This window comes from Streptomyces flaveolus, assembly GCF_014648815.1.
Taxonomy (GTDB): Bacteria; Actinomycetota; Actinomycetes; order Streptomycetales; family Streptomycetaceae; genus Streptomyces; species Streptomyces flaveolus.
Window position 1 is genome coordinate 164927 of the sequence record NZ_BMRV01000002.1, and the last position, 24293, is coordinate 189219.

The following is a 24293-nucleotide window of genomic DNA, read 5'->3' on the forward strand; positions in this document are numbered from 1 at the left end:
CAGGAAGAGGGGCCTCGCACAGCCGCACGAGGCCGGGCCCCGCCGCCGCCCCGGGGCGAACATTGTCCGGATCGGCTCGCACACGGCCCGAACGAGTCGTAGGGACGGCTCCGTTTCGGTACAAGCACCGTACGAGGCGGTCGCGCCCGGCGGTCGTCGCGCAGCGTGAAGGAGTCGGCCATGGCCTCACCCATGTCCGCGAGCACGTTCCTCAAGGCCCTGAAGGCGGAGGGCCTCAGCGTCGTCGAGGTCGGCGACTGGCGGCACCACAACCGCAACCACAAGGGCCCGTGGGGCCCCGTCCACGGGGTGATGATCCACCACACGGTCACCAGGGGCAGCGCGCGCACCGTGGACATCTGCCGCAAGGGCTACGAGGGTCTGCCGGGCCCGCTGTGCCACGGGGTCGTCACCAAGGACGGCAGGGTCCACCTGGTCGGCTACGGCCGGGCCAACCACGCCGGGCTGGGTGACGACGAGGTCCTGCGCGCGGTGATCGCGGAGCGGGCGCTGCCCCGGGACAACGAGGCGAACACCGACGGCAACCGGCACTTCTACGGATTCGAGTGCGAGAACCTGGGCGACGGCGAGGATCCCTGGCCGGCGGCACAGCTGGAGGCGATCGAGCGGGCCGCCGCCGCGGTCTGCCGCCATCACGGGTGGACGGAACGTTCCGTCATCGGCCACCTCGAGTGGCAGCCGGGGAAGGTGGACCCGAGGGGGTTCACGATGGCGTCCATGCGGGCGCGGATCCGGGACCGGCTGCAGTGACCGCGGACGCCGCGCGCGGAGCGGCGTGACAATGGCGGGGTGACCAGCACCGACCCCGCCGACCTCGCCGCCCTGCGCCCCCGGCTGCCCTCACCGTTGCAGGAGGCCGTGGACGACCGGTTCGAGCGGCGCGGGGTGCGGCTGCTGCTGAAGCGCGACGATCTGATCCACCCGGACCTGGTCGGCAACAAATGGCGCAAACTCGCGCCGAATCTCGCCACGGCGCACGGCCGTACCGTCGTCACCTTCGGGGGCGCGTACTCCAACCACCTGCGCGCCACGGCCGCCGCGGGCCGACTGCTCGGGCTGTCGACGGTCGGCGTGGTGCGCGGCCAGGAGCTGGCCGGGCGGCCGCTCAACCCCTCCCTGGCCCGCTGCGTGGCCGACGGCATGCGGCTGCACTTCACCGACCGCTCGACGTACCGCCGCAAGGCCGAACCCGGGACTCTCACGGCCCTGCTGCGGGCGGCGGGCGCCGAGGACGCCGTCGTCGTCCCGGAGGGGGGCAGCAACGCCGCGGCCGTCCGCGGCTGCCGGGCCCTCGGCGAGGAACTGGCCGGGCACGCCGATATCGTCGCGCTCGCCTGCGGCACCGGCGGCACGCTCGCCGGGCTGGCCGCCGGCCTCCCGGACCGGCGGACGCTCGGGATACCCGTACTCAAGGGCGGCTTCCTGGCCGACGAGGTACGGCGGCTCCAGCAGCGGGCCTTCGGCGGGCCCCGTGGTACCTGGAGCCTCGACGACCGCTTCCACTGCGGCGGCTACGCCCGTACCACCCCCGAGCTCGAATCGTTCGCCGCGGACTTCGAACGACGCCACGGCCTGCCCGTCGAGCGCGTGTACGTCGCCAAGATGCTGTACGGCCTGCTCGCGCTGACCGAGGAGGGCGCCTTCCCGCGGGGGACGACCCTCGCGGCGGTCATCACCGGCCGCCCCTTCCCCTGAGGCCGGCACGCCCTCCCCCTGCCCGAAGGGGCGTGGGCGCCGTCCCCGGCGGCGTTGTCGTGCGTCGCCCGCTCCCCCACGCCCGAACGGACTGGTCCGGTGCCGCGGCTCCCCTACGCCCTGCTCCGCCGGACGGCCCTACGCGGCCTCCCGGTACGCCGCCGCCTCCTCCAGGTCCAGGCGGCGCAGGAGCGTCCGCAGCATCTCGTCGTCGATGTACCGGCCGTCCCGCAGCCGGACGAACACCTCGCGCTCCGCGCTGATCATCTCCCGGGACAACCGCCGGTAGGTGTCGTCGACGGTCTCGCCGGTGACGGGGTTGGCCTGCCCGAGGCGCTCCCAGACGGCGTTGCGGCGGCGCTCCAGGACCGTGCGCAGGCGCTCGGCGAGGGGCGCCGGCAGGGCGTTGCGCTCGTCGGCGAGCAGGTCGTCCAGGCACTGTTCGGCGGCCCTGGAGGCCTGCGCCTGGGCGTTGGCCTCCGCGAGCGTCTCGGCCTGCACGTCGTGCGGCGGGAACTTCAGCAGGCGGATCAGGGGCGGCAGGGTCACGCCCTGCACCACCAGGGTTCCGATGACCGTGGTGAAGGTCAGGAACAGGATGAGATTGCGCTCGGGGAAGGGCGCGCCGCCGTGCACGGTGAGCGGGATGGAGAAGGCGATGGCCAGCGAGACCACGCCCCGCATCCCGGCCCAGCCGATCACGAACGGCCCCGTCCAGCCGGGGTCCTCCTCGCGCGCACGGATGCGTGCCGACAGCATCCGCGGCAGGAGGATCGCCGGGTACACCCATACGAAACGGGCGGCGGCGACGACCAGGAAGACGGCGACGGCGTACCAGGCGGCGTCGGCACCCTCGTACGCGCCGAGGCCCTTGAGGACCACGGGCAGCTGGAGACCGATCAGGGCGAACACGGCGGACTCCAGGACGAAGGCGACCATCTTCCACACCGCCTCCTCCTGGAGCCGGGTGGCGAAATCGACCTCCCACGCGCGGTGGCCGAGGTAGAGCGCGACGACCACCACCGCCAGCACCCCGGAGGCGTGCACCTGCTCGGCGACCGCGTACGCGACGAACGGGATCAGCAGGGAGAGCGTGTTCTGCGGCAGCGCGTCCTTCACGTGCGTGCGCAGCCAGTGGATGGGCACCATCAGCACCAGCCCGACGCCGACACCGCCGACCGCGGCGATCAGGAACTCGCCGATCCCGCCGGCCCAGGTGGCGCCCTCGCCGACCGCCGCCGCGAGGGCGACCTTGTAGGCGGTGATCGCGGTGGCGTCGTTCACCAGGGACTCGCCCTGGAGGATCGTGGTGATCCGGGACGGCAGTCCCACCCGGCGCGCGACCGCCGTGGCCGCGACCGCGTCCGGCGGGGCCACCACCGCACCGAGCACCAGCGCGGCGGTCAGCGGCAGCCCCGGCACGATCAGGTAGGCGGCGCAGCCGACCACGAAGGTCGCGAAGAGCACGTACCCCACGGACAGCAGCGCCACCGGCCGCAGCTGGGCCCGCAGGTCGAGGTAGGAGCTGTCGGTGGCCGCCGTGTACAGCAGCGGGGGCAGCAGCAGGGGCAGGACGATGTGCGGGTCCAGGGTGTAGTCCGGCACCCCGGGCACGTAGCTGACCGCCAGACCGGCCGCGACCAGCAGCAGCGGCGCCGGAACCGGGGTGCGCCGGCCCGCCGCGGCGATCGCGGCACTCCCCGCCACCAGCAACAGCAGCGGCATCACGTCCATGGTCCTCGCCCACCCTTTTCCTTCGCGCGGTCATCCGCACGCCCGTCGTAACCTGGCAATCATGAAACAGTGCACGCACGCCGACGCGCTGCCGCACCCGGAGCCGAAGCCGCTGGGCGACACCTGCCCGGAATGTCTGGCCGAGGGGACGGATCCGGTGCAGCTGAGGCTGTGTCTCACCTGCGGCCACGTCGGTTGCTGCGACTCCTCGCCGAGGCAGCACGCGACGGCGCACCACAAGGAGACCGGCCACCCCGTGATGCGGACCTTCGAGCCCGGGGAGACCTGGCGCTGGTGCTTCGTCGATCACGTGCTCGTGTGACCCCTGTACGACTGCGCCGGGGGACGGTTCGACCGTCCGGCGCCTGGGTACGTCAACCCGGCGCGCGCTCTCCCGATTTGGGCCCGCCGAACCCCTAGCCACTGTGCGTGTTCATGTGTTTACTATGAGTGACAGCAAGGGGTTGGGGTCTCGGGGACAGGAAAGTTCGGAGCGCGATAACGTCACCGCTGAACCACGCGTCGCGTTACCCCGGGGGGCGACCCTCGGCCCTGTAACGCTTGTACCACCTTGGAGGTGAGGGTGTCCCAGATCGCAGGCGAGCCCGCGACCCAGGACTTCGTGGAAGTCCGGCTGCCGGCCGCGGGTGCCTACCTGTCGGTGCTGCGTACGGCGACGGCCGGCCTCGCAGCCCGTTTGGACTTCACCCTCGACGAGATCGAGGACCTGCGCATCGCAGTGGACGAGGCCTGCGCGATCCTGCTGCAGCAGGCCGTGCCCGGCTCGGTGCTCAGTTGTGTCTTCCGCCTCGTCGACGACTCGCTCGAAGTCACTGTCTCGGCGCCGACCACGGACGGTCACGCCCCCTCACGGGACACCTTCGCCTGGACCGTCCTGTCCGCTCTCGCGGGCAAGGTCTCCTCCGCCGTGGACGAGGACAAAACCGTTTCGATCAGCCTCTACAAACAGCGCGGCGCGGGACCCGGGCCGACGTGAGGAACGGGGACGGGCCGGTGCGGGACGAAGAGCGCGGCACACGAGAGCGGTCGGCCGAGGGCGCACGTTCTGAGAACGAGGCCCCGCGCATGGCGGACGGCATCGACGGCATTCCCGAGCAGGCCCGGCAGCACCCGGAGGACGAGGTCCCTCCGGGGGCCGGGGGCGGTGCCGTGCGGAGCGCGCCCACGGCCGGGCGGACCGGGGGCACGCCCGCCCGGCCCGGCCGAGCGGAGGCGAGGGCTCGGGAAAGGGCGACGGGCGGGACGATGAGCGAGCACGAGCGACACTCCGACGACCGGGCGCCTGGCGCGCGCGGCACGCAGGGCACGCGGCACGACCCGCAGGACCGCAGCGGGGCGCGGGCCCTGTTCTTGGAGCTGCGCACGCTGACGAAGGACACCCCCGAGTACGCGGAACTGCGCAACCGGCTGGTCCGCATGCACCTGCCGCTCGTCGAGCACCTCGCGCGCCGCTTCCGCAACCGGGGCGAGCCCCTGGACGACCTCACGCAGGTCGCCACCATCGGGCTGATCAAGTCCGTCGACCGCTTCGACCCGGACCGCGGGGTGGAGTTCTCCACCTACGCGACGCCCACGGTCGTCGGCGAGATCAAGCGGCACTTCCGGGACAAGGGCTGGGCGGTGCGCGTCCCGCGCCGGCTCCAGGAGCTGCGGCTGGCCCTGACGACGGCCACGGCGGAGCTCTCGCAGCTGCACGGCCGCTCCCCCACGGTCCACGAGCTCGCCGAGAAGCTGGCGATCTCGGAGGAGGAGGTCCTGGAGGGCCTGGAGTCCGCCAACGCGTACTCCACGCTGTCCCTGGACGTCCCGGACACCGACGACGAGTCGCCGGCGGTCGCGGACACCCTCGGCGCCGAGGACGAGGCGCTGGAGGGCGTCGAGTACCGGGAGTCGCTCAAGCCGCTGCTGGAGGACCTGCCGCCGCGCGAGAAGCGGATCCTGCTGCTGCGTTTCTTCGGCAACATGACCCAGTCGCAGATCGCGCAGGAGGTCGGGATCTCCCAGATGCACGTGTCGCGGCTGCTGGCGCGCACACTGGCGCAGCTGCGGGAGAAGCTGCTGGTCGAGGAGTAGCCGTCGGCGCCGGTCGCGCCCGTTACTTCTCGACGCGGCCGGGACCGCGGATGCCGAGGGCCCGGGTCGTCGTGGGGTTCACGAGCAGGACCAGCGCCGTGACGGACACCACGGCGAGCACGATCCCCGCCGGGATGGCCACGCTGTCGGCCTGCAGCAGGTTGTAGGCCACCGGCAAGGCCATGATCTGCGTGATCACGGCGGGCCCCCGGCTCCAGCCGCGCCGCGCGAGCAGCCCGCGCGCGGCGAGCAGCGGCAGCAGGGCGAGGACGATCAGGGTGACGCCGCCGGTGACGGCCGAGGTCCGGTCGTCGGGCTGCCCCGTGAGCCCCTCCACGAGCATCCAGGCGCCGCCGACGACGAGCGCCAGCCCCTCCAGCGCGGCGAGCGCGGCCGCGGCGGTCAGCCGGCCGGGGCGAGGGCCCGCCTCTTCGGCGGCTTCGGCTTCGGGGGTGGGGTTCTGCTCACTGCTCACCCCTGCAGGGTAGCCCGCACGACGCCGGTGTCCGCGGCCCGGTCCCGCGCCGGTCTCTTACCTGATCCCTACCTCGGTCTGGGCCGGGGTACCGCCCAGTAGGTACCCTGCACACCATGCGTGCACTTCTCGTGGTCAACCCGGCGGCAACCACCACGAGCGCGCGCACGCGCGACGTGCTGATCCACGCGCTCGCGAGCGAGATGAAGCTGGAGGCGGTCACCACCGAGTACCGCGGCCACGCACGCGACCTCGGCCGGCAGGCGGCGCTGAGCGACGACATCGATCTCGTGGTGGCCCTCGGCGGCGACGGCACGGTGAACGAGGTCGTCAACGGCCTGCTGCACGCCGGACCCGACCCGGAGCACCTGCCCGGCCTCGCGGTCGTGCCCGGCGGTTCCACCAACGTCTTCGCCCGCGCCCTCGGCCTGCCCAACCACGCGGTGGAGGCCACCGGCGCCCTGCTGGACGCGCTGCGCGAGGGCAGTGAACGGACCGTCGGTCTGGGGCTGGCGTCCGGCACGCCGGGCTCGGAGGACGAGGCCGTGCCGGCCCGCTGGTTCACCTTCAACGCCGGACTGGGCTTCGACGCCGGTGTGGTCGGCCGGGTCGAGCAGCACCGCGAACAGGGCAAGAAATCCACACACGCTCTCTACGTCCGCCAGGTGGTGCGCCAGCTCATCGGTGAGCCGCACCGCCGCAGCGGCACCATCACGCTGGAACGCGCCGGTGAGGACCCGGTCACCGATCTGGTGCTGTCCATAGTCTCGAACACGTGCCCGTGGACGTTCCTCGGGAACCGTCCGATCTACGCGTCGCCCGAGGCGTCGTTCGACACCGGGCTCGACGTGTTCGGACTCAGCCGGCTGTCGACGGCCGCGGTCGCCCGGTATGGCACCCAGTTGCTCACTTCGTCCCCCGAGCGCGGCCCCCGCGGAAAGCACGCCGTCTCCCTGCACGATCTGAGTGCCTTCACCTTGCATTCGAAGGTGCCCCTGCCCCTCCAGATGGACGGTGACCACCTGGGGCTGCGGACGAGCGTGACGTTCACAGGCGTACGCCGTGCACTGCGTGTGATTGTGTGAGCAGAACCGGCAAAAGTCCTTTCACTCGAACGTTTAGACCAGGGTCCACCCCATAGAAGTACGGCTGTGACCTAGTCGACACCGAAGAATCAAAAAAAACTTTCCGGAAGGGGTTGTATCCACCGCCGAGGTTTGCGAGTCTCTTCTTGGCGATCGGGACGGCCCGCAACACCAGCCTCCACAGATCACCGGAACCCCTCTTCAAACCCAAGGACCACGCCGGGAACCTGGCGGTAGGCCCTTCCCTTGTTGAGGGATTCGTGAAAGCGTTCACATTCACAAGCATCCTGCACAGTCATACCAAGGAGAGGTAGCAGCCATGGACTGGCGTCACCGCGCCGTTTGCCGCGAGGAAGACCCCGAGCTCTTCTTCCCCATCGGCAACACCGGTCCCGCGCTGCTGCAGATCGAGGAAGCCAAGGCCGTCTGCCGTCGCTGCCCTGTCATGGAGCAGTGCCTGCAGTGGGCGCTCGAGTCCGGTCAGGACTCCGGCGTCTGGGGTGGTCTCAGCGAGGACGAGCGCCGCGCGATGAAGCGCCGTGCCGCCCGCAACCGGGCTCGTCAGGCTTCCGCCTGACCAGTCACCCCTGCTGACAGCCTGAGCTTGGCGGCGCGTACAGCGAGTACGCAACTCCCGCCCCCGAGCCGCAGCGCGCAGTACCCCGATGCTCCGCATCGCATGAGCACTGGCCTCGGACCCTCACCGGTCCGGGGCTTTTTGCTGTCTCCGGCCCCCCGCTCCCCCTCCTGCTTCCGCCCCGGCCCCCGCCGCTCCTACTTCTCCGCCGGAACCGGGATGTCCAGGATCACGCGGGTGCCGCGCTCGGGGGCCGGGACCATGTCGAAGGTGCCGCCCAGCTCACCCTCGACCAGCGTGCGGACGATCTGCAGCCCGAGATTGCCGGAACGGTGCGGGTCGAAGTCCGCGGGCAGGCCGACACCGTCGTCCTGGACGGTGACCAGCAGCCGTGCTTCCTTCGTCGTCCCCCCGCGCACCGCGGAGACCTCGACCGTGCCGGTGTCGCCCTCGCGGAAGCCGTGCTCCAGCGCGTTCTGCAGGATCTCGGTCAGCACCATCGACAGCGGGGTGGCCACCTCGGCGTCCAGGATGCCGAAGCGGCCGGTGCGCCGGCCGGTCACCTTGCCGGGCGAGATCTCGGCGACCATCGCCAGCACCCGGTCGGCGATCTCGTCGAACTCCACGCGCTCGTCCAGGTTCTGAGACAGCGTCTCATGCACGATCGCGATCGAGCCGACCCGGCGTACCGCCTCCTCCAGCGCTTCGCGGCCGCGCTCGGACTCGATGCGCCGGGCCTGGAGCCGGAGCAGGGCCGCCACCGTCTGGAGGTTGTTCTTGACCCGGTGGTGGATCTCCCGGATGGTGGCGTCCTTGGTGATCAACTCTCGCTCACGGCGGCGCAGTTCCGTGACGTCGCGCAGCAGCACCAGCGAACCGATGCGCGTGCCCTTGGGCTTGAGCGGGATGGCGCGGAACTGGATCACCCCGTCGTGCGCCTCGATCTCGAACTCGCGCGGCGCCCAGCCGCTGGCCACCTTGGCGAGCGCCTCGTCCACCGGGCCGCGGGAGGGGGCGAGTTCGGCCGTGGTCCGGCCCAGGTGGTGGCCGACCAGGTCGGCGGCGAGGCCCATCCGGTGGTAGGCCGACAGCGCGTTCGGGGAGGCGTACTGGACGATGCCGTCCCCGTCGACGCGGATCAGGCCGTCGCCGACCCGGGGCGAGGCGTCCATGTCGACCTGCTGGTTCTCGAAGGGGAAGGCCCCGGCGGCGATCATCTGCGCGAGGTCGGAGGCGCTCTGCAGGTAGGTGAGCTCCAGACGGCTCGGCGTGCGCACGGTGAGCAGGTTGGTGTTACGGGCGATGACGCCGAGGACGCGGCCCTGGCGCCGTACGGGGATGGATTCGACGCGGACCGGGACCTCCTCGCGCCACTCCGGGTCGCCCTCGCGCACGATCCGGCCCTCGTCCAGGGCGACGTCCAGCATGGGGCGCCGGCCGCGCGGGACCAGGTGGCCGACCATGTCGTCCTGGTACGAGGTCGGGCCGGTGTTGGGCCGCATCTGGGCGACGGACACGTACCGGGTGCCGTCGCGGGTGGGGACCCACAGGACCAGGTCGGCGAAGGAGAGGTCGGAGAGGAGCTGCCACTCCGAGACCAGCAGGTGGAGCCACTCGAGGTCGGAGTCGTCGAGGGCGGTGTGCTGGCGTACGAGTTCGTTCATGGAGGGCACGTGGCCGAGCGTACCTGGCGGTACGGACAGCGATCGAAATCGGCCAGATTCCGCGGCGTCGGGGCCCGGAAACACCCGCGGGCCGCGGCGCCTGGGAGGGACCCTCAACCCTCCCGGCACCGCAGCCCGGAGCAACATCGGCCGATGGGGTGTGCGGTCCCGGTCGGCCGAAGGATGAGGAGCCGGGGCAGTCAGGGCAGAGAGCTCCGGTTCCTCGGTCCGCCCTCCTGTGCGGGGAAGGCGGAAGTCCGACGTCCATCTCGCATGAGAGTCGCGGCCAGTGTCTCGGTGACCATTGTGGACTAGACCACTAGCCATGTCCATGCGGTGGACGGTCTTTGCAGTTGTCGTGTTCCGACGACCACCCGGACGTCCGGGTGGTCGCCTGAAGCCTAACCCTGTTGGCTCACGAGCGGGGCCGGACAGCCGGGGCAATTTCCGCGCGCACGTCGGCGCGCGTCCCGGTCCGGCCGCCGTTTCGACACGCCTGCGGGGCCCTCCTCTGTTAGATTGGTCTAAACCACATAGCCAGTCCCGGGCACCGGGTGGGTCCCTTACTTCGAAACGGCAGGCAAGCGTGGAAGTTGTCATCGTTCCCGACGCCAGGGCGGGCGGCGAGCTCATTGCCGAGGCCATGGCGCAGTTGCTGCGGCGCAAGCCCGACGCCCTGCTCGGGGTCGCCACCGGCTCGACGCCGCTGCCCGTGTACGAGGCGCTGGCGGCCCGGGTGCGTGCGGGCTCCGTGGACACCGCGCGGGCGCGGATCGCCCAGCTCGACGAGTACGTGGGGCTGCCGGCGGAGCACCCGGAGTCGTACCGCTCGGTGCTGCGGCGCGAGGTGCTCGAACCCCTCGGGATCAGCATGGACGCGTTCATGGGTCCGGACGGCACGGCCGCCGACGTGCAGGCCGCGTGCGAGGCCTACGACCGCGCGCTCGGCGAGGCCGGCGGGGTGGATCTCCAGCTGCTGGGCATCGGGACCGACGGGCACATCGGGTTCAACGAGCCGTGCTCCTCGCTCGCCTCACGGACCCGGATCAAGACGCTGACCGAGCAGACCCGCGTCGACAACGCGCGGTTCTTCGACGGCGACATCGAGCAGGTCCCGCACCACGTGATCACGCAGGGCATCGGCACCATCCTGGAGGCCCGGCACCTGGTGCTGCTGGCCACCGGCGAGGGCAAGGCGGACGCGGTCGCCGCGAGCGTGGAGGGCCCGGTCGCGGCCGTGTGCCCCGCCTCCGCGCTGCAGCTGCACCCGCACGCCACGGTCGTCGTCGACGAGGCCGCCGCGAGCAAGCTGAAGCTCGCCGACTACTTCCGGCACACCTACGCCCACAAGCCCGACTGGCAGGGCATCTGACCGACAGGTCCGCGCACACCACCTGCGGACCCGAAGGCGGAAGGCGCCGCACCCCCCGATCGGAGGGTGCGGCGCCTTCGTCGTGACGGGCCGGGTGCTCGGGTCAGACGCCCGCGACGACCTCCGCCGCCGCCCGGCCGCAGACGCGTGCCGCTCCGTGGGTGGCCACGTGCAGGGCACCGCGGGGCTCGGCTTCGGGGACGCCCATCTCGACCACGATCGTGTCGGGCCGGGCCGCCAGCAGGGTGTCGAGGGCCGCCGCCATCCAGGGGTGGCGGTGCTCGTCGCGGACGACCGCCACGACGCGGCGCGAGCCGGCCGCCGCCAGCACCTCGTCCCCGGCCTGCGCTCCGGCGAAGCTGCCGGTCTCGGTGCCCGGGAGCAGGCGGCCCAGCTCGGCGGCGACACCCCAGGGGGTCTCGTCGCCGACCGCGATGTTGGCGACGGGGGTGAGCGCGGCGACGTACGGCGGTGCGGTGAGGGGGGTGAAGCCCTCGGCGCCGGTGACGCGCAGGGCGCGGCGGGCGGCGCGCAGGCCCACGTCGCCGTCGGCGGTCACGGACCGCGAGGCGTCCGCCCGGGCCGCCGACGTCCAGCGGGCCAGGGCGCGCACCCGCTCGGCCGCGTCGGCCAGGCGTTCCTCGGGCAGCTCGCCCGAACGGACCGCCTCCACCAGGGCGTCGCGCAGTCGCCGTACGGTCTCCTCGTCGGCGAGGCCGCCGCCCACGCAGATCGCGTCGGCGCCGGCCGCGACGGCCAGCACGCTGCCGCGTTCGATGCCGTAGGTGCCCGCGATGGCCCGCATCTCCATGCCGTCGGTGACGATCAGACCGTCGTAGCCCAGCTCGCCGCGGAGCAGGTCGGTCAGGATGCGGCGGGACAACGTTGCCGGACGGTCCGGGTCCAGGGCCGGGACCAGGATGTGGGCGCTCATCACCGCGCGGCTGCCGGCGGCGACGGCCGCGCGGAAGGGCACCAGGTCGCGCTCGGCCAGCACCGAGGCGTCCACGTCGATGCGCGGCAGGGCGTGGTGGGAGTCGACGGCGGTGTCTCCGTGCCCCGGGAAGTGCTTGGTGCAGGCGGCCACGCCCGCCGACTGCAGCCCGGTGACGTAGGCCGCGGTGTGCCGGGCGACCAGGTCGGTGCCGGCGCCGAAGGAGCGCACGCCGATGACCGGGTTGCCGGGGTTGGAGTTGACGTCGGCGGACGGGGCCCAGTTCAGGTTGACGCCGCAGGCGGCGAGGCGGCGGCCCAGTTCCGCGGCGACCTGCCGGGTGAGCCCCACGTCGTCCACCGCGCCGAGGGCGAGGTTGCCGGGGAAGGAGGAGCCGGCGCGCACCTCGAGACGGGTGACGTCGCCGCCCTCCTCGTCGATGGCGACCAGCACGTCCTCGCGCTCGGCGCGCAGCTGGGCGGTGAGGGCGGCCAGTTGTTCGTCCGAGGCGATGTTGCGCCCGAAGAGGCCGACGGAGGCCAGGCCCTCTCCGAGGCGGCGCAGCACCCAGTCGGGGGCGGTGGTGCCGGTGAATCCGGGCTGGAGGACGGTCAGCGCGTCGCGTGTGAGCGTGTCGGTACCGCTGGCGATTGTCGTCATCGGATGGCGTTATCCCTTCACGGCGCCGGCGGTCAGGCCGCTGACGGCCTTGCGCTGCAGGAAGACGAAGAGGATCAGGATGGGGACGGCGAAGAGGGAGGAGGCGGCCATGGTCGCACCCCAGTTGTCGCCGAAGACGGTCTGGAAGCTGGTCAGCCACAGCGGCAGGGTCTGGGACTCCGCCTCCTTGTTGACGACCAGGACGAGGGGGAGCTCGTTCCAGGCGGTGATGAAGCCGAACATCGAGGTGGACATCAGGCCCGGGGCGAGCAGCGGCAGGATGACCAGGCGGAACGACTGGGCGCGGGTGCAGCCGTCGACCATCGCGGACTCCTCCAGCTCCTTCGGCACGGCGGCGACGAAGCCGCGCAGCGTCAGGATGGTGAAGGGCAGGATCATCATCATGTAGAAGAGCGTGAGCGGGACGAGGCTGTTCAGCATCGACGCGTCGCGCACGATCATGTAGATGGCGATGACCATGACTTCCCAGGGCGCCATCTGGGCGAGCATGAAGCCGACGATGAAGCCGCGCCGCCCCTTGAACCGCATCCGCGCCAGGGCGAAGGCCCCGGCCAGCGCGATGATCAGCGAGAAGACGACCGCGCAGACGGTGACGATGAGCGAGTTGGTGACGTAGGTCCAGAAGTGGTCGGCGTCGACCGCGGTCTTGAAGTGCTCGAAGGTGATGTCGGTCGGGAACCAGACCGGGTCCTCCGAGATGATGTCGCCGGTCGGCTTGAAGGCCGTGGCGAACATCCAGTAGACGGGGAAGACGAGGCCGATGAACAGGACGACGGCCGTGACGTTGGGCCACAGGCGGCCGAAGAGTGAGCGCTTCACAGCTCGTCCTCCTCTTGCTTGAGCACGATCCTGAGGTAGTAGGCGGTCAGGCCGAGCAGGATCAGGATGGTCAGGACCGCGATCGCGGCGCCCATGCCGTAGTGCTGGTTGCCGACGCCCTCGATGTAGGCGTAGACGGGCAGGATCTCGGTGAGACGGTCGGGGCCGCCGCCGTTGAACGTGTAGACCTGGACGAACGCCTTGAAGATCCAGATGATCTCCAGGAAGGTCGTCGCGTAGAGGAACGGCCGCAGGAACGGCAGGGTGACCGTGGTGAAGCTGCGCCAGACGCCGGCCCCGTCGAGGGAGGCGGCCTCGTAGAGCTCGCCGGGGATGGTGGTGGTCGCGGCGTACAGGTTGATCGCGACGAACGGGACGGACATCCAGACGATCAGCACGGTGACGACGAAGAAGGTCGACATCTGGCTGCCGGTCCAGCTGAAGTCGGCCATGGAGTGCCAGCCGAGCTTGTCCAGGACCCAGTTGACGACGCCGAAGCGCTGGGCGAAGAGCCACTGGTAGACGGTGGTCGCGGCGACCACCGGCATCGCCCAGGCCAGCACCAGGCCGATCATCAGCACGAACCGCATCACCCTGCCGAGGCGGGCGAGCAGCAGGCCGATCAGGCCGCCCAGCACCATGGTGAGGACGACGTTGACCGCGGTGAAGAGGATCGAGCGGACGGTGACCCGCCAGAAGTCCTCGCCGGTGAGGACCTCCTTGTAGTTGTCGACGCCGGTCCACTCGGTGACGTGCTGGATCAGCTGCGCCATGTTGAGGTTCTGGAAGGACAGCAGGCCGTCCTTCAGCAGCGGCCAGCCGAGCAGCAGCACAGTGGCCGCGCAGGCCGGCAGCAGCAACAGGTACGGGACGAGCGCGCCGGCGCGGGACGCGGCTCTCGGTTTCGCCTGGCCGGTGTTCCCGCCGTCCGCCTTGCGGACGTCCGACGGGCCTCGGGGCGGCCGTTCGGTCTGCACGGTCATGCTCGCGGTCTCTCTTCTTCTCGACCTGTCCAACTCAAGCCGGGGCGGGGGCCGTCGTGTGCCAGCCCCCGCCCCGGCTCACCCGGTGTTACTGCTGCTGCGCCAGGCGCTTGTTGAACTCGCCCTCGACCTGCTTGGCGGCCTCCGCCGGGGACTTGCCCTTCATGACGGCCGTCAGGTACGTCTTGATCGGGTTCGGGTCGTTCTCGACCGCGGCCCACTCCGGGATCAGCGGCGTGGTGCCGCCGGTCCCCGCGGCCGGCGCCGCGGCCTCGGCGGCGGCGTTGCCCTTCAGGTTGCTCTGCAGCGCCTCCTTGTTCGGGATGACGCCGTTGGCCTTGGCCAGGCCGCCCTCGTACTTGTCGGAGAGCGCGAGCTTCAGGAACTCCTTGGCGAGCTCCTGCTTCTTGCTGCCCGCGGCAACGGCCAGGTTGGAGCCGCCGAGGAAGACGCCCTCGGGCTTGTCCGCCGAGGCACCCGGGATGGTGAAGTAGCCGAGGTCCTTCTCGATCGCCGGGTTGGTGGCGATCGCCGTGGCGCCCTCCCAGCCCATGCCGATGAAGGCGCCGGTCTTGCCCTTGGCGAAGATCTCACCCTGCTGCGGGGTGGCCTCGTCCTTGTCCTTGGGGGCCTTGGAGAGGGCCTGGAACTTCTTGTAGGTCTCGGTGGCCGCGGCGACCTTCGGGTCGGACAGGTTGGAGACGTACTTGTCGCCGTCCTTCTTGACCAGCTCGCCGCCCTCGCCGACGACCAGGCCCACGAAGTGGTACCAGTTCTGGCCGGGCAGGTAGATCGGCTCGGCGTCGGTCTTCTCGCCGATCGTCTTGAGGTCGTTGTAGAACTCGTCGCGGGTCTTGGGCAGCTCCTTGATGCCCGCGTCCGCCCAGATCTTCTTGTTGTAGACGACGACGCGGTTGACCACGAACCACGGGGCCGCGTACTGCTTGCCGTCGAAGACGGCGGACTTGTTGAGGGACTCGGACCAGTCGGTACCGATCTCGCTCTTGAGGTCGCTCAGGTCCGCGAGGCCGCCGGTCTTGGCGTAGGCCGGGGTCTGGGTGTTGCCGATCTCGAAGACGTCGGGCGGGTTCTCCTCGGAGAGGGCGGTGGTCAGCTTCTGCTGGATACCGTTCCACTTCTGGATCTCGAACTTGACCTTGGCCTTGGTCTTCGCCTCGAACTCCTTGGCGAGGTCCGACTGCCACTGGTCGGGCGAGGAACCGTCCATCACCCACACGGTCAGCGTCTGGCCGGCGTAGCCGTCCGCTCCGGCCTTCTTGCCGTCGTCGCCGCCGTCGTCGCCCCCGCACGCCGCGATCGAGACCATCATGCCCGCGATACCGATCGCGGCTATCAGCTTGCGCTTCACGCCACCCTCCTCAGGGATGCCACAAAACCCCCCTGCCTCCCCGCGGTTGCTCGTCGACGCGGACCGCCCATGGGGCCGGGACCTGGACCAATGGTGTAGACCAGTACGGGGAGCTTGGCCCAGACCAATAGGGCTGTCAAGGGTGTTCAAGCGCCCTCCGGGCGTCCGTGATGCGACCGAGATATGCAGGGACCTTTCATTGCGCAAGCGACACATCGGACGGACCGGTGCCGGGTGTACCACCGTCGCCGGACGCGGCGCCGGGACCGGCCGGACGGCGCGTACCAATGACCTCGGGCGGCGCGGTGGACTAGACCAACGGGGGCCTCGGAGGTATACAGAAGGGATCACGGAGCGTGCGGGACACTCCCGGCACCAACCCGTGCCACGATGTGAGCCGTGGCCGATAGGGGATGTCGGTCGCTTCGGCACCCGGAGCCGGGAAGGCAGAGCATGAGCACCGACGTCAGCAGTGCGGAGAACGAGGGTGGGGCGACCGTCCGTACCGCGCGCGTGCCCAAGTACTACCGACTGAAGAAGCACCTGCTCGACATGACCCGGACGCAGGCGCCGGGCACGCCGGTCCCGCCCGAGCGCACACTGGCCGCGGAGTTCGACACCTCGCGCACCACCGTGCGCCAGGCCCTGCAGGAACTGGTCGTCGAGGGCCGCCTCGAGCGCATCCAGGGCAAGGGCACCTTCGTCGCCAAGCCCAAGGTGTCGCAGGCGCTGCAACTCACGTCGTACACCGAGGACATGCGGGCCCAGGGCCTCGAACCCACGTCGCAGCTGCTGGACATCGGCTACATCACCGCCGACGAGCGGCTGGCGGAGCTGCTGGACATCACGGCGGGCGGGCGGGTGCTGCGCATCGAGCGGCTGCGCATGGCCAACGGCGAGCCCATGGCCATCGAGACGACCCATCTGTCGGCGAAGCGCTTCCCCGCGCTGCGCAGGTCGCTGGTGAAGTACACGTCCCTCTACACGGCCCTCGCCGAGGTGTACGACGTCCATCTCGCCGAGGCCGAGGAGACCATCGAGACCTCGCTGGCGACCCCGCGCGAGGCCGGCCTGCTCGGCACCGACGTCGGCCTGCCGATGCTGATGCTCTCCCGGCACTCGCTGGACCGGACGGGCCAGCCGGTGGAGTGGGTCCGGTCGGTGTACCGGGGCGACCGCTACAAGTTCGTGGCCCGCCTCAAGCGTCCCCAGGACTGAGGGGTGCCGCTCCCCTCCGGCACGCGACATTGCGGTTGAGGACCGATATACGGACGAGGTCTTCCGCTCTCTTGACGCCGTCACCTACATTTTCGTGCGCACTGCACCAGGTGATCAGCGAGGGGACGGAGCCACCGCATGTCACAAGCCCCAGAAGTGAACAGAGGGCCGACGGTGACGCCGGTGCGCGTCGTCATCGCCCTCTGCCTTGTCGCACCGTTCGTCGCCATGCTGTGGGTCGGTTCGTACGCCAAGACCGACCCCACGTTCATCGGCATCCCGTTCTTCTACTGGTACCAGATGGCGTGGGTGCTGATCTCCACCGTGCTGACGGTGATCGCGTACAAGCTCTGGCAGCGTGACCAGCGCGCCCGCCGGGAAGGCGGTGCCAAGTGAACGACGGCGTGAACGGCGTCGCACTCGCCGTCTTCATCTTCTTCTTCGTGCTCGTCACCGCGATGGGCTTCCTGGCCGCCCGCTGGCGCAAGGCCGAGAACGAGCACAGCCTCGACGAGTGGGGCCTCGGCGGCCGCTCGTTCGGCACCTGGGTCACCTGGTTCCTGCTGGGCGGCGACCTCTACACGGCGTACACCTTCGTGGCCGTCCCGGCGGCGATCTACGCGGCGGGCGCGTCCGGCTTCTTCGCGGTGCCGTACACGATCCTCGTCTACCCGCTGATCTTCACCTTCCTGCCCCGCCTGTGGTCGGTGTCCCACAAGCACGGCTACGTGACGACGTCGGACTTCGTGCGCGGCCGGTTCGGCTCCAAGAGCCTGTCGCTCGCGGTCGCCGTCACCGGCATCCTCGCCACGATGCCGTACATCGCGCTCCAGCTGGTCGGCATCCAGGCCGTACTGGACGTGATGGGCGTCGGCGGCGGCGAGGACACCAACTGGTTCGTCAAGGACCTGCCGCTGCTGATCGCCTTCGGTGTGCTGGCGGCGTACACCTACTCGTCGGGTCTGCGCGCTCCCGCGCTGATCGCGTTCGTGAAGGACACGCTGATCTACATCGTGATCGCGGTGGCGATCATCTACATCCCGATCAAGCTGGGCGGCTTCGACGACATCTTCGCCAAGGCGGGCGAGGCGTTCAGCCAGACCAACGAGGCGACCGGGAAGCCACGCGGCGCGGTGGTACCGCCCGAGGCGGGCCAGTGGACGTACGCCACGCTGGCGCTCGGTTCGGCGCTCGCGCTCTTCATGTACCCGCACTCGATCACCGCGACGCTGTCCTCCCGCAGCCGTGAGGTGATCCGCCGCAACACCACGATCCTGCCGCTGTACTCCCTGATGCTCGGCCTGCTCGCGCTGCTGGGCTTCATGGCGATCGCGGCCGGGGTCAAGGTGAGCAACGGCCAGCTGGCGATCCCGCAGCTGTTCGAGGACATGTTCCCGGACTGGTTCGCGGGCGTGGCCTTCGCGGCGATCGGCATCGGTGCCCTGGTCCCGGCGGCGATCATGTCGATCGCGGCCGCGAACCTCTTCACCCGCAACATCTACAAGGACTTCATCAAGCCCGACGCCACCCCGGCGCAGGAGACCAAGGTCTCCAAGCTGGTGTCGCTGCTCGTGAAGGTGGGCGCGCTGGTCTTCGTCCTGACGATGGACAAGACGGTCGCGATCAACTTCCAGCTGCTCGGCGGCATCTGGATCCTGCAGACCTTCCCGGCCCTGGTGGGCGGCCTGTTCACCCGCTGGTTCCACCGCTGGGCCCTGCTCGCCGGCTGGGCGGTCGGCATGGTCTACGGCACGGCCGCCGCGTACGGGGTCGCCTCGCCGACGCAGGCGCACTTCGGCGGCTCCTCGAAGGAGATCCCGGGCATCGGCGAGATCGGCTACATCGGTCTCACCGCGTTCGTGCTGAACGTCCTGGTCACCGTGGTCCTGACCTTCGTCCTGAAGGCCGTCAAGGCGCCCGACGGCGTCGACGAGACCCGGCCGAGCGACTACACGGCGGACGCGGGCGACCCCGGCGTCCAGGTGGAGCTGCCCCCGGCCACCGCGGGCACCTCGCACTGATCCCCCCGCGAGCGACGGGCCGTCGGAGAAATCCGGCGGCCCGTCGTCGTGCCCGTCGGGCACACTCGGCCCATGGACTTCGCGATCCGGCCGGCGTCACCCGACGAGTACGGGACCCTCGGCAGCATCACCGCCCACGCCTATCTCCACGACGGCCTCCTCGACTTCGGCGAGAGCGACCCCTACCTCGGCGAACTGCGGAACGTCGCCGCGCGGGCCGCTTCCGCGGAGCTCCTGGTCGCCGCCGCGGACGGCCGCGTCCTCGGCGGCGTGACCTTCGTGCCGTCCGGCGGCCCCATGGCCGACATCGCCCGGCCCGGCGAGGCCGAGATACGCATGCTCGCCGTCGCCCACGACGCGCGGGGACGCGGCGTCGGCGAGGCCCTCGTACGGTCCTGTGTCGACCGCGCGCGGGCCGTCGAGGGCTGCGTACGCGTCGTGCTGTCGACCCAGCGGACCATGCGCACCGCCCACCGGCTCTACGAACGCCTGGGCTTCACCCGCACACCGGACCGCGACTGGAACCCGCTGCCGGAGCTCGACGACATCACGCTGCTCACCTATCAACTGACGCTCTGACACCGGCGCGGCACAACATCTGGGGGTGCTCGCGGAACCCGGCACAAGATGTATGCTCATGCTCGCTGTCGCCGCAGGGGAATCCGGTGCGAATCCGGAACTGTCCCGCAACGGTGTACTTGTGTGTGTTCGCGTACCCGCGTGAGCGCGCACGGGCTTCAGTCCGAGGACCTGCCGACAGTGCGCCCGGCCGTCCCGGTCCGGGTGCCATGACGTCCGGGCCTCGCGGAATGGGCCGGTGGACGCGACGCCGCGTGCGCTCGTGAGCTGCCCCTGCCCTCCGCCTGGCCCCGTGCCGAGCGAGGGAGTGCCCCACGTGACCATCGCGCCAGCCGACCCGGTTTCAGCGTCCGCTGCGACGGCTTCTGCGACCCCCGTGACCGAGGAAGCCGACGGACCCGGTGCCGCCCTGCTGCGGACCCTGACCGACCTCACCGCCGACCTCCCCGACGCCGACCCCGGCCGGGTCGCCGCCGCCGCCCTGCGCGGCCGGTCCGCGCGGGCCGACGAGGCGGAACTGCGGGAGCTGGCCACGGAGGCCGCGGCCGGTCTGATCTCGGAGGACCCGGTCTACTCCCGGCTGGCCGCCCGGCTGCTGACCATCGGCATCCGCGCCGAGGCCGCCTCCCAGGGCGTCACCTCCTTCACCGAGTCCGTCGCCACCGGCCACCGCGAGGGCCTGATCGCCGACCGCACCGCCGAGTTCGTGCGGCTGCACGCGGCCCGCCTGGACGCGCTGACCGACCAGGCCGCCGACGACCGCTTCGGCTACTTCGGGCTGCGCACGCTGTACAGCCGTTATCTGCTCCGGCACCCGCTCACCCGCAAGGTCGTCGAGACGCCCCAGCACTTCCTGCTGCGCGTGGCCGCCGGGCTCGCCGAGGACGACACACTCCGCTCGGTGGACGAGGTCGCCGCGCTCTACGGGCTGATGAGCCGCCTGGACTACCTGCCCTCCTCCCCCACCCTCTTCAACTCCGGCACCCGGCACGCCCAGATGTCGTCCTGCTACCTCCTCGACTCCCCCAAGGACGAGCTGGACTCCCTCTACGACCGTCTCCACCAGGTCGCCCGACTCTCCAAGCACGCCGGCGGCATCGGCATCGCCTACTCCCGCGTGCGCGCCCGGGGTTCGCTGATCCGCGGCACCAACGGGCACTCCAACGGCGTCGTCCCGTTCCTGAAGACCCTGGACGCCTCGGTCGCCGCGGTGAACCAGGGCGGCCGGCGCAAGGGCGCGGCGGCGGTCTACCTGGAGACCTGGCACGCCGACATCGAGGAGTTCCTCGAGCTGCGGGACAACACGGGCGAGGACGCCCGCCGCACGCACAACCTGAACCTCGCGCACTGGATCCCGGACGAGTTCATGCGCCGGGTGGACGCGGACGGACCCTGGTCGCTGTTCTCGCCCTCGGACGTCCCGGAGCTGGTCGACCTGTGGGGCGCGGAGTTCGACGCGGCCTACCGGGAGGCCGAGGCGAAGGGCCTGGCCAGGAAGACCCTCCCGGCCCGCGAGCTGTACGGCCGCATGATGCGCACCCTCGCGCAGACCGGCAACGGCTGGATGACCTTCAAGGACACCGCCAACCGCACCGCCAACCAGACCGCCGAGCCGGGCCACACCGTCCACTCCTCCAACCTGTGCACGGAGATCCTGGAGGTCACCGACGACGGGGAGACCGCGGTCTGCAACCTCGGGTCGGTCAACCTGGGCGCCTTCGTGGCCGGCGGCGACATCGACTGGGAGCGGCTGGACGCCACCGTCCGCACCGCCGTGACCTTCCTGGACCGGGTCGTCGACATCAACTTCTACCCGACCGAGCAGGCGGGCCGCTCCAACGCCCGCTGGCGCCCGGTCGGCCTCGGCGCGATGGGCCTGCAGGACGTCTTCTTCCAGCTGCGCCTGCCCTTCGACTCCCCCGAGGCCAGGACCCTGTCCACCCGCATCGCCGAGCGGATCATGCTCGCCGCGTACGAGACGTCCGCCGACCTCGCCGAGCGGAACGGTCCGCTGCCGGCCTGGGAGAAGACCCGTACCGCCCGGGGCGTGCTGCACCCCGACCACTACGACGTGGAGCCGGCCTGGCCGGAGCGCTGGGCGGCCCTGCGCGAGCGCATCGCGACGACCGGGCTGCGCAACTCGCTGCTCCTCGCGATCGCGCCGACCGCCACGATCGCCTCCATCGCGGGCGTCTACGAGTGCATCGAGCCGCAGGTGTCCAACCTGTTCAAGCGCGAGACGCTGTCCGGCGAGTTCCTCCAGGTCAACTCGTACCTGGTCGACGACCTCAAGCGGCTCGGCGTGTGGGACGCCCGCACCCGGGAGGCGCTGCGCGAGGCGAACGGCTCGGTGCAGGACTTCGCGTGGATCCCCGAGGACGTGCGCGCGCTGTACCGCACCGCCTGGGAGATCCCGCAGCGCGCACTGATCGACATGGCCGCCGCCCGCACCCCGTACCTCGACCAGGCCCAGTCGCTGAACCTGTTCCTGGAGACGCCGACCATCGGAAAGCTCTCCTCGATGTACGCGTACGCCTGGAAGCAGGGCCTGAAGACCACGTACTACCTGCGTTCCCGGCCGGCGACCCGCATCGCCCGCGCCGCCGGCCGGGCCACCGTGCCCGTGCAGGCCGCCCCGGACCCCGAAGCGGTCGCCTGCTCCCTGGAAAACCCCGAGTCCTGCGAGGCCTGCCAGTGATGAACGACACCACGAAGAACCTGCTCGACCCGGGCTTCGAGCTGACCCTCCGCCCCATGCGCTACCCGGACTTCTACGAGCGCTACCGCGACGCCATCAAGAACACCTGGCACGTGGAGGAGGTCGACCTCCACTCGGACGTCGCCGACCTCGCGAAGCTCAGCCCCGAGGAGCAGCACCTCATCGGACGGCTCGTGGCCTTCTTCGCGACGGGCGACTCGATCGTCGCGAACAACCTCGTGCTGACCCTCTACAAGCACATCAACTCCCCGGAGGCGCGGCTGTACCTGAGCCGGCAGCTGTTCGAGGAGGCCGTCCACGTCCAGTTCTATCTGACGCTGCTCGACACCTACCTGCCCGACCCGGACGACCGCGCCGCCGCCTTCGCGGCCGTGGAGAACATCCCCTCGATCCGGGAGAAGGCGGAGTTCTGCTTCCGGTGGATGGACTCGGTCGAGTCGATCGACCGCCTGGAGACCAGGTCCGACCGCCGCCGCTTCCTGCTCAACCTCATCTGCTTCGCGGCGTGCATCGAGGGCCTGTTCTTCTACGGCGCCTTCGCCTACGTCTACTGGTTCCGCAGCCGGGGCCTGCTGCACGGCCTGGCCACCGGCACCAACTGGGTGTTCCGCGACGAGACGATGCACATGTCGTTCGCCTTCGACGTGGTCGACACCGTCCGCAAGGAGGAGCCGGACCTCTTCGACGACGAGCTGCGCCAGCAGGTCACCGACATGCTGCGGGAGGCGGTCGAGGCCGAGCTGCAGTTCGCGCGCGACCTGTGCGGTGACGGCCTCCCCGGGATGAACACCGACTCGATGCGGCAGTACCTGGAGTGCGTGGCCGATCAGCGTCTGGCGCGGCTCGGCTTCGCCCCGGTGTACGGCTCCGAGAACCCCTTCTCCTTCATGGAGCTCCAGGGTGTTCAGGAGTTGACCAACTTCTTCGAGCGGCGTCCCTCCGCGTACCAGGTGGCGGTGGAGGGCACCGTCGACCTGGACGAGGACTTCTGAGTCTCCCTCCGTGTGACGGACTCCGGGGCCTGCCGGGCCTCCCGGTCCTCCTGGGCCTTCCTGATCTGACGGTCGATGCGCCGGTCGCGCACGATGCCGATCACCGAGGGGAGGACCATGAGGACCAGGAGTCCGAAGGTCAGGAGCATTCCGATCAGGGCTTCTGTCTGGTCTGCGTTCATAGACACCACTGTCGCGCTCCAGACTCCTTACCGTGAGTGGCAGGACTGCCGTAGGACCTCGATTTCCTGCCACTTCCGAGGCACACTGGCGGCATGCTGAAGAACGTGGCCGCCGTTCTGCTGGACGGCGCGCATCCCTTCGAACTCGGCGTCGTCTGCGAGGTCTTCGGCGTCGACCGCAGCGACGACGGGCTGCCCGTGTACGACTTCGCGGTGGTCTCCGCGGAGGGCCCGACGCTGGGCACCCATGTCGGGGGGCTCACCGTCTCGACGCCGTACGGGCTGGACCGGCTCGACGAGGCCGACCTGATCACCGTGCCGGCCGGGAGCGACTACGCCCGCCGCGCGTACCCGCCCGCGCTGCTGGACGCCCTGCGGCGGGCCGTGGACCGGGGGGCGCGGGTGCTGAGCGTGTGCTCCGGGGTCTTCGTGCTCGGCGCCGCGGGGCTGCTGGAAGGCCGGCGGTGCGCGGTGCACTGGCACCACGCCGACGAGCTGACCCGGCAGTACCCGGGGGCGCGGGTCGAGGCGGACGTGCTCTACGTCGACGAGGACCCGGTGATCACCTCCGCCGGCACCGCCGCCGGGATCGACGCCTGTCTGCACATCGTGCGCAAGGAGCAGGGTCCGGAGGTCGCCAACAAGATCGCCCGGCGCATGGTCGTACCGCCCCACCGGGACGGCGGCCAGGCGCAGTACATCGAGCGGCCGCTGCCGCGCTCCTCCTGCGACACCGTCGGCGAGGTGCTGTCCTGGATGGAACAGCACCTCGACCAGGAGGTCACCGTCGAGCAGCTCGCGGCGCGGGCGCACATGTCGCCGCGCACCTTCGCCCGCCGCTTCCAGCAGGAGACGGGCACGACCCCCTACCGCTGGATCCTGCGCCAGCGCGTGCTGCTGGCCCAGCGGCTGCTGGAGGCGACGGACGAGACGATGGACGCGGTGGCGTGGCGCGCCGGCTTCGGTACGGCGGCGGCCCTGAGGCACCAGTTCGTCCGGGCTCTCGGCACCACCCCGCACGCCTACCGGCGCGCCTTCCGGGGCCCCGGAGCCGCCGCCTGAGACGCGTCCCCGCCGTG

At 70.8% G+C, this 24293-nt stretch carries 23 protein-coding genes and 1 riboswitch; of the genes, 15 read left to right on the top strand and 8 right to left on the bottom strand.

Going from position 1 to position 24293, the window contains the following annotated elements; genetic code table 11:
* Positions 1–180: 180 nt before the first annotated feature.
* Both IEZ05_RS04665 and IEZ05_RS04670 read left to right on the top strand, forming a co-directional pair.
* Positions 181–771: an N-acetylmuramoyl-L-alanine amidase gene (locus IEZ05_RS04665; protein ID WP_189228712.1), complete on the top strand. Its 591-nt coding sequence runs from the start codon at positions 181–183 to the stop codon at positions 769–771.
* Between the two features lie 39 nt (positions 772–810).
* Positions 811–1716, top strand: a complete 906-nt coding sequence (locus IEZ05_RS04670; RefSeq protein WP_189228713.1) for a 1-aminocyclopropane-1-carboxylate deaminase/D-cysteine desulfhydrase — start codon at positions 811–813, stop codon at positions 1714–1716.
* A gap of 138 nt (positions 1717–1854) precedes the next feature.
* Here IEZ05_RS04670 and IEZ05_RS04675 read toward each other — a convergent pair whose 3' ends face one another.
* On the bottom strand, positions 1855–3450 hold the full coding sequence (locus IEZ05_RS04675) for a Na+/H+ antiporter (RefSeq protein ID WP_189228714.1): 1596 nt from the start codon (positions 3448–3450) through the stop codon (positions 1855–1857).
* 61 nt (positions 3451–3511) lie between these two features.
* Between IEZ05_RS04675 and IEZ05_RS04680 the strand changes: the two genes are divergently transcribed.
* The 3 genes from IEZ05_RS04680 (at position 3512) to IEZ05_RS04690 (ending at position 5544) form a co-directional block, all read left to right on the top strand.
* Positions 3512–3772 carry a UBP-type zinc finger domain-containing protein gene (locus tag IEZ05_RS04680; protein WP_189228715.1) on the top strand — a complete coding sequence of 87 codons (261 nt, stop codon included), beginning with the start codon at positions 3512–3514 and terminating at the stop codon, positions 3770–3772.
* A gap of 261 nt (positions 3773–4033) precedes the next feature.
* Positions 4034–4447, top strand: a complete 414-nt coding sequence (locus IEZ05_RS04685; RefSeq protein ID WP_003973726.1) for an ATP-binding protein — start codon at positions 4034–4036, stop codon at positions 4445–4447.
* A gap of 17 nt (positions 4448–4464) precedes the next feature.
* Positions 4465–5544 carry an RNA polymerase sigma factor SigF gene (locus IEZ05_RS04690; protein ID WP_229869568.1) on the top strand — a complete coding sequence of 360 codons (1080 nt, stop codon included), beginning with the start codon at positions 4465–4467 and terminating at the stop codon, positions 5542–5544.
* A gap of 22 nt (positions 5545–5566) precedes the next feature.
* Here IEZ05_RS04690 and IEZ05_RS04695 read toward each other — a convergent pair whose 3' ends face one another.
* Positions 5567–6019: a hypothetical protein gene (locus IEZ05_RS04695; protein ID WP_189228717.1), complete on the bottom strand. Its 453-nt coding sequence runs from the start codon at positions 6017–6019 to the stop codon at positions 5567–5569.
* A 116-nt stretch (positions 6020–6135) separates the two neighbouring features.
* Between IEZ05_RS04695 and IEZ05_RS04700 the strand changes: the two genes are divergently transcribed.
* Complete coding sequence (locus IEZ05_RS04700) at positions 6136–7104, top strand: diacylglycerol/lipid kinase family protein (RefSeq protein WP_189228718.1); 969 nt, start codon at positions 6136–6138, stop codon at positions 7102–7104.
* A 319-nt stretch (positions 7105–7423) separates the two neighbouring features.
* On the top strand, positions 7424–7681 hold the full coding sequence (locus IEZ05_RS04705; RefSeq protein ID WP_003973730.1) for a WhiB family transcriptional regulator: 258 nt from the start codon (positions 7424–7426) through the stop codon (positions 7679–7681).
* Positions 7682–7878: 197 nt separating this feature from the next.
* Here the strand turns inward: IEZ05_RS04705 and IEZ05_RS04710 are convergent, their stop codons facing one another.
* The gene (locus tag IEZ05_RS04710; protein ID WP_189228719.1) at positions 7879–9354 is read right to left on the bottom strand and encodes a sensor histidine kinase; all 1476 of its coding nucleotides are present in this window, start codon (positions 9352–9354) and stop codon (positions 7879–7881) included.
* A gap of 577 nt (positions 9355–9931) precedes the next feature.
* Between IEZ05_RS04710 and nagB the strand changes: the two genes are divergently transcribed.
* The gene (gene nagB, locus IEZ05_RS04715; RefSeq protein ID WP_077796539.1) at positions 9932–10717 is read left to right on the top strand and encodes a glucosamine-6-phosphate deaminase; all 786 of its coding nucleotides are present in this window, start codon (positions 9932–9934) and stop codon (positions 10715–10717) included.
* A gap of 103 nt (positions 10718–10820) precedes the next feature.
* On the opposite strand, the gene IEZ05_RS04720 is transcribed toward nagB, so the two are convergent.
* The 4 genes from IEZ05_RS04720 to dasA all read right to left on the bottom strand — a co-directional run bounded on the left by IEZ05_RS04720 (position 10821) and on the right by dasA (position 15503).
* Positions 10821–12311 (bottom strand): glycoside hydrolase family 3 protein, encoded by a 1491-nt coding sequence (locus IEZ05_RS04720; RefSeq protein WP_189228720.1) that lies wholly within the window; start codon positions 12309–12311, stop codon positions 10821–10823.
* Positions 12312–12320: 9 nt separating this feature from the next.
* Positions 12321–13151 (bottom strand): carbohydrate ABC transporter permease, encoded by an 831-nt coding sequence (locus tag IEZ05_RS04725; RefSeq protein WP_189228721.1) that lies wholly within the window; start codon positions 13149–13151, stop codon positions 12321–12323.
* Entirely contained in the window at positions 13148–14134 is a 987-nt protein-coding gene (locus IEZ05_RS04730) for a carbohydrate ABC transporter permease (protein WP_189228722.1), read from the bottom strand. Before IEZ05_RS04730 ends, IEZ05_RS04725 begins: the two co-directional genes overlap by 4 nt.
* Before the next feature lie 88 nt (positions 14135–14222).
* Positions 14223–15503: a N,N'-diacetylchitobiose ABC transporter substrate-binding protein DasA gene (gene dasA / locus IEZ05_RS04735; protein WP_189228723.1), complete on the bottom strand. Its 1281-nt coding sequence runs from the start codon at positions 15501–15503 to the stop codon at positions 14223–14225.
* A gap of 453 nt (positions 15504–15956) precedes the next feature.
* Here dasA and IEZ05_RS04740 point away from each other — a divergent pair, with 453 nt between their 5' ends.
* The 6 genes from IEZ05_RS04740 to IEZ05_RS04765 all read left to right on the top strand — a co-directional run bounded on the left by IEZ05_RS04740 (position 15957) and on the right by IEZ05_RS04765 (position 23032).
* Positions 15957–16721 (top strand): GntR family transcriptional regulator, encoded by a 765-nt coding sequence (locus tag IEZ05_RS04740; RefSeq protein WP_189228724.1) that lies wholly within the window; start codon positions 15957–15959, stop codon positions 16719–16721.
* Between the two features lie 138 nt (positions 16722–16859).
* Positions 16860–17117: a DUF3311 domain-containing protein gene (locus IEZ05_RS04745; RefSeq protein ID WP_189228725.1), complete on the top strand. Its 258-nt coding sequence runs from the start codon at positions 16860–16862 to the stop codon at positions 17115–17117.
* Positions 17114–18742, top strand: a complete 1629-nt coding sequence (mctP, locus tag IEZ05_RS04750; RefSeq protein WP_189228726.1) for a monocarboxylate uptake permease MctP — start codon at positions 17114–17116, stop codon at positions 18740–18742. The genes IEZ05_RS04745 and mctP overlap by 4 nt, the downstream gene beginning before the upstream one ends.
* 72 nt (positions 18743–18814) lie before the next feature.
* The gene (locus tag IEZ05_RS04755) at positions 18815–19321 is read left to right on the top strand and encodes a GNAT family N-acetyltransferase (protein ID WP_189228727.1); all 507 of its coding nucleotides are present in this window, start codon (positions 18815–18817) and stop codon (positions 19319–19321) included.
* A 52-nt stretch (positions 19322–19373) separates the two neighbouring features.
* Positions 19374–19514, top strand: a riboswitch (cobalamin riboswitch).
* 123 nt (positions 19515–19637) lie between these two features.
* Complete coding sequence (locus IEZ05_RS04760) at positions 19638–22019, top strand: ribonucleoside-diphosphate reductase subunit alpha (RefSeq protein WP_189228728.1); 2382 nt, start codon at positions 19638–19640, stop codon at positions 22017–22019.
* Positions 22019–23032, top strand: coding sequence for a ribonucleotide-diphosphate reductase subunit beta (locus IEZ05_RS04765; protein WP_189228729.1), 1014 nt, complete (start codon positions 22019–22021; stop codon positions 23030–23032). The genes IEZ05_RS04760 and IEZ05_RS04765 overlap by 1 nt, the downstream gene beginning before the upstream one ends.
* Here the strand turns inward: IEZ05_RS04765 and IEZ05_RS04770 are convergent.
* Positions 22945–23214 (bottom strand): hypothetical protein, encoded by a 270-nt coding sequence (locus IEZ05_RS04770; protein WP_189228730.1) that lies wholly within the window; start codon positions 23212–23214, stop codon positions 22945–22947. The two genes, IEZ05_RS04765 and IEZ05_RS04770, sit on opposite strands and share 88 nt — an antisense overlap.
* Positions 23215–23307: 93 nt before the next feature.
* Between IEZ05_RS04770 and IEZ05_RS04775 the strand changes: the two genes are divergently transcribed.
* Positions 23308–24276: a GlxA family transcriptional regulator gene (locus IEZ05_RS04775; protein ID WP_189228731.1), complete on the top strand. Its 969-nt coding sequence runs from the start codon at positions 23308–23310 to the stop codon at positions 24274–24276.
* The last annotated feature ends 17 nt before the right edge of the window (positions 24277–24293 follow it).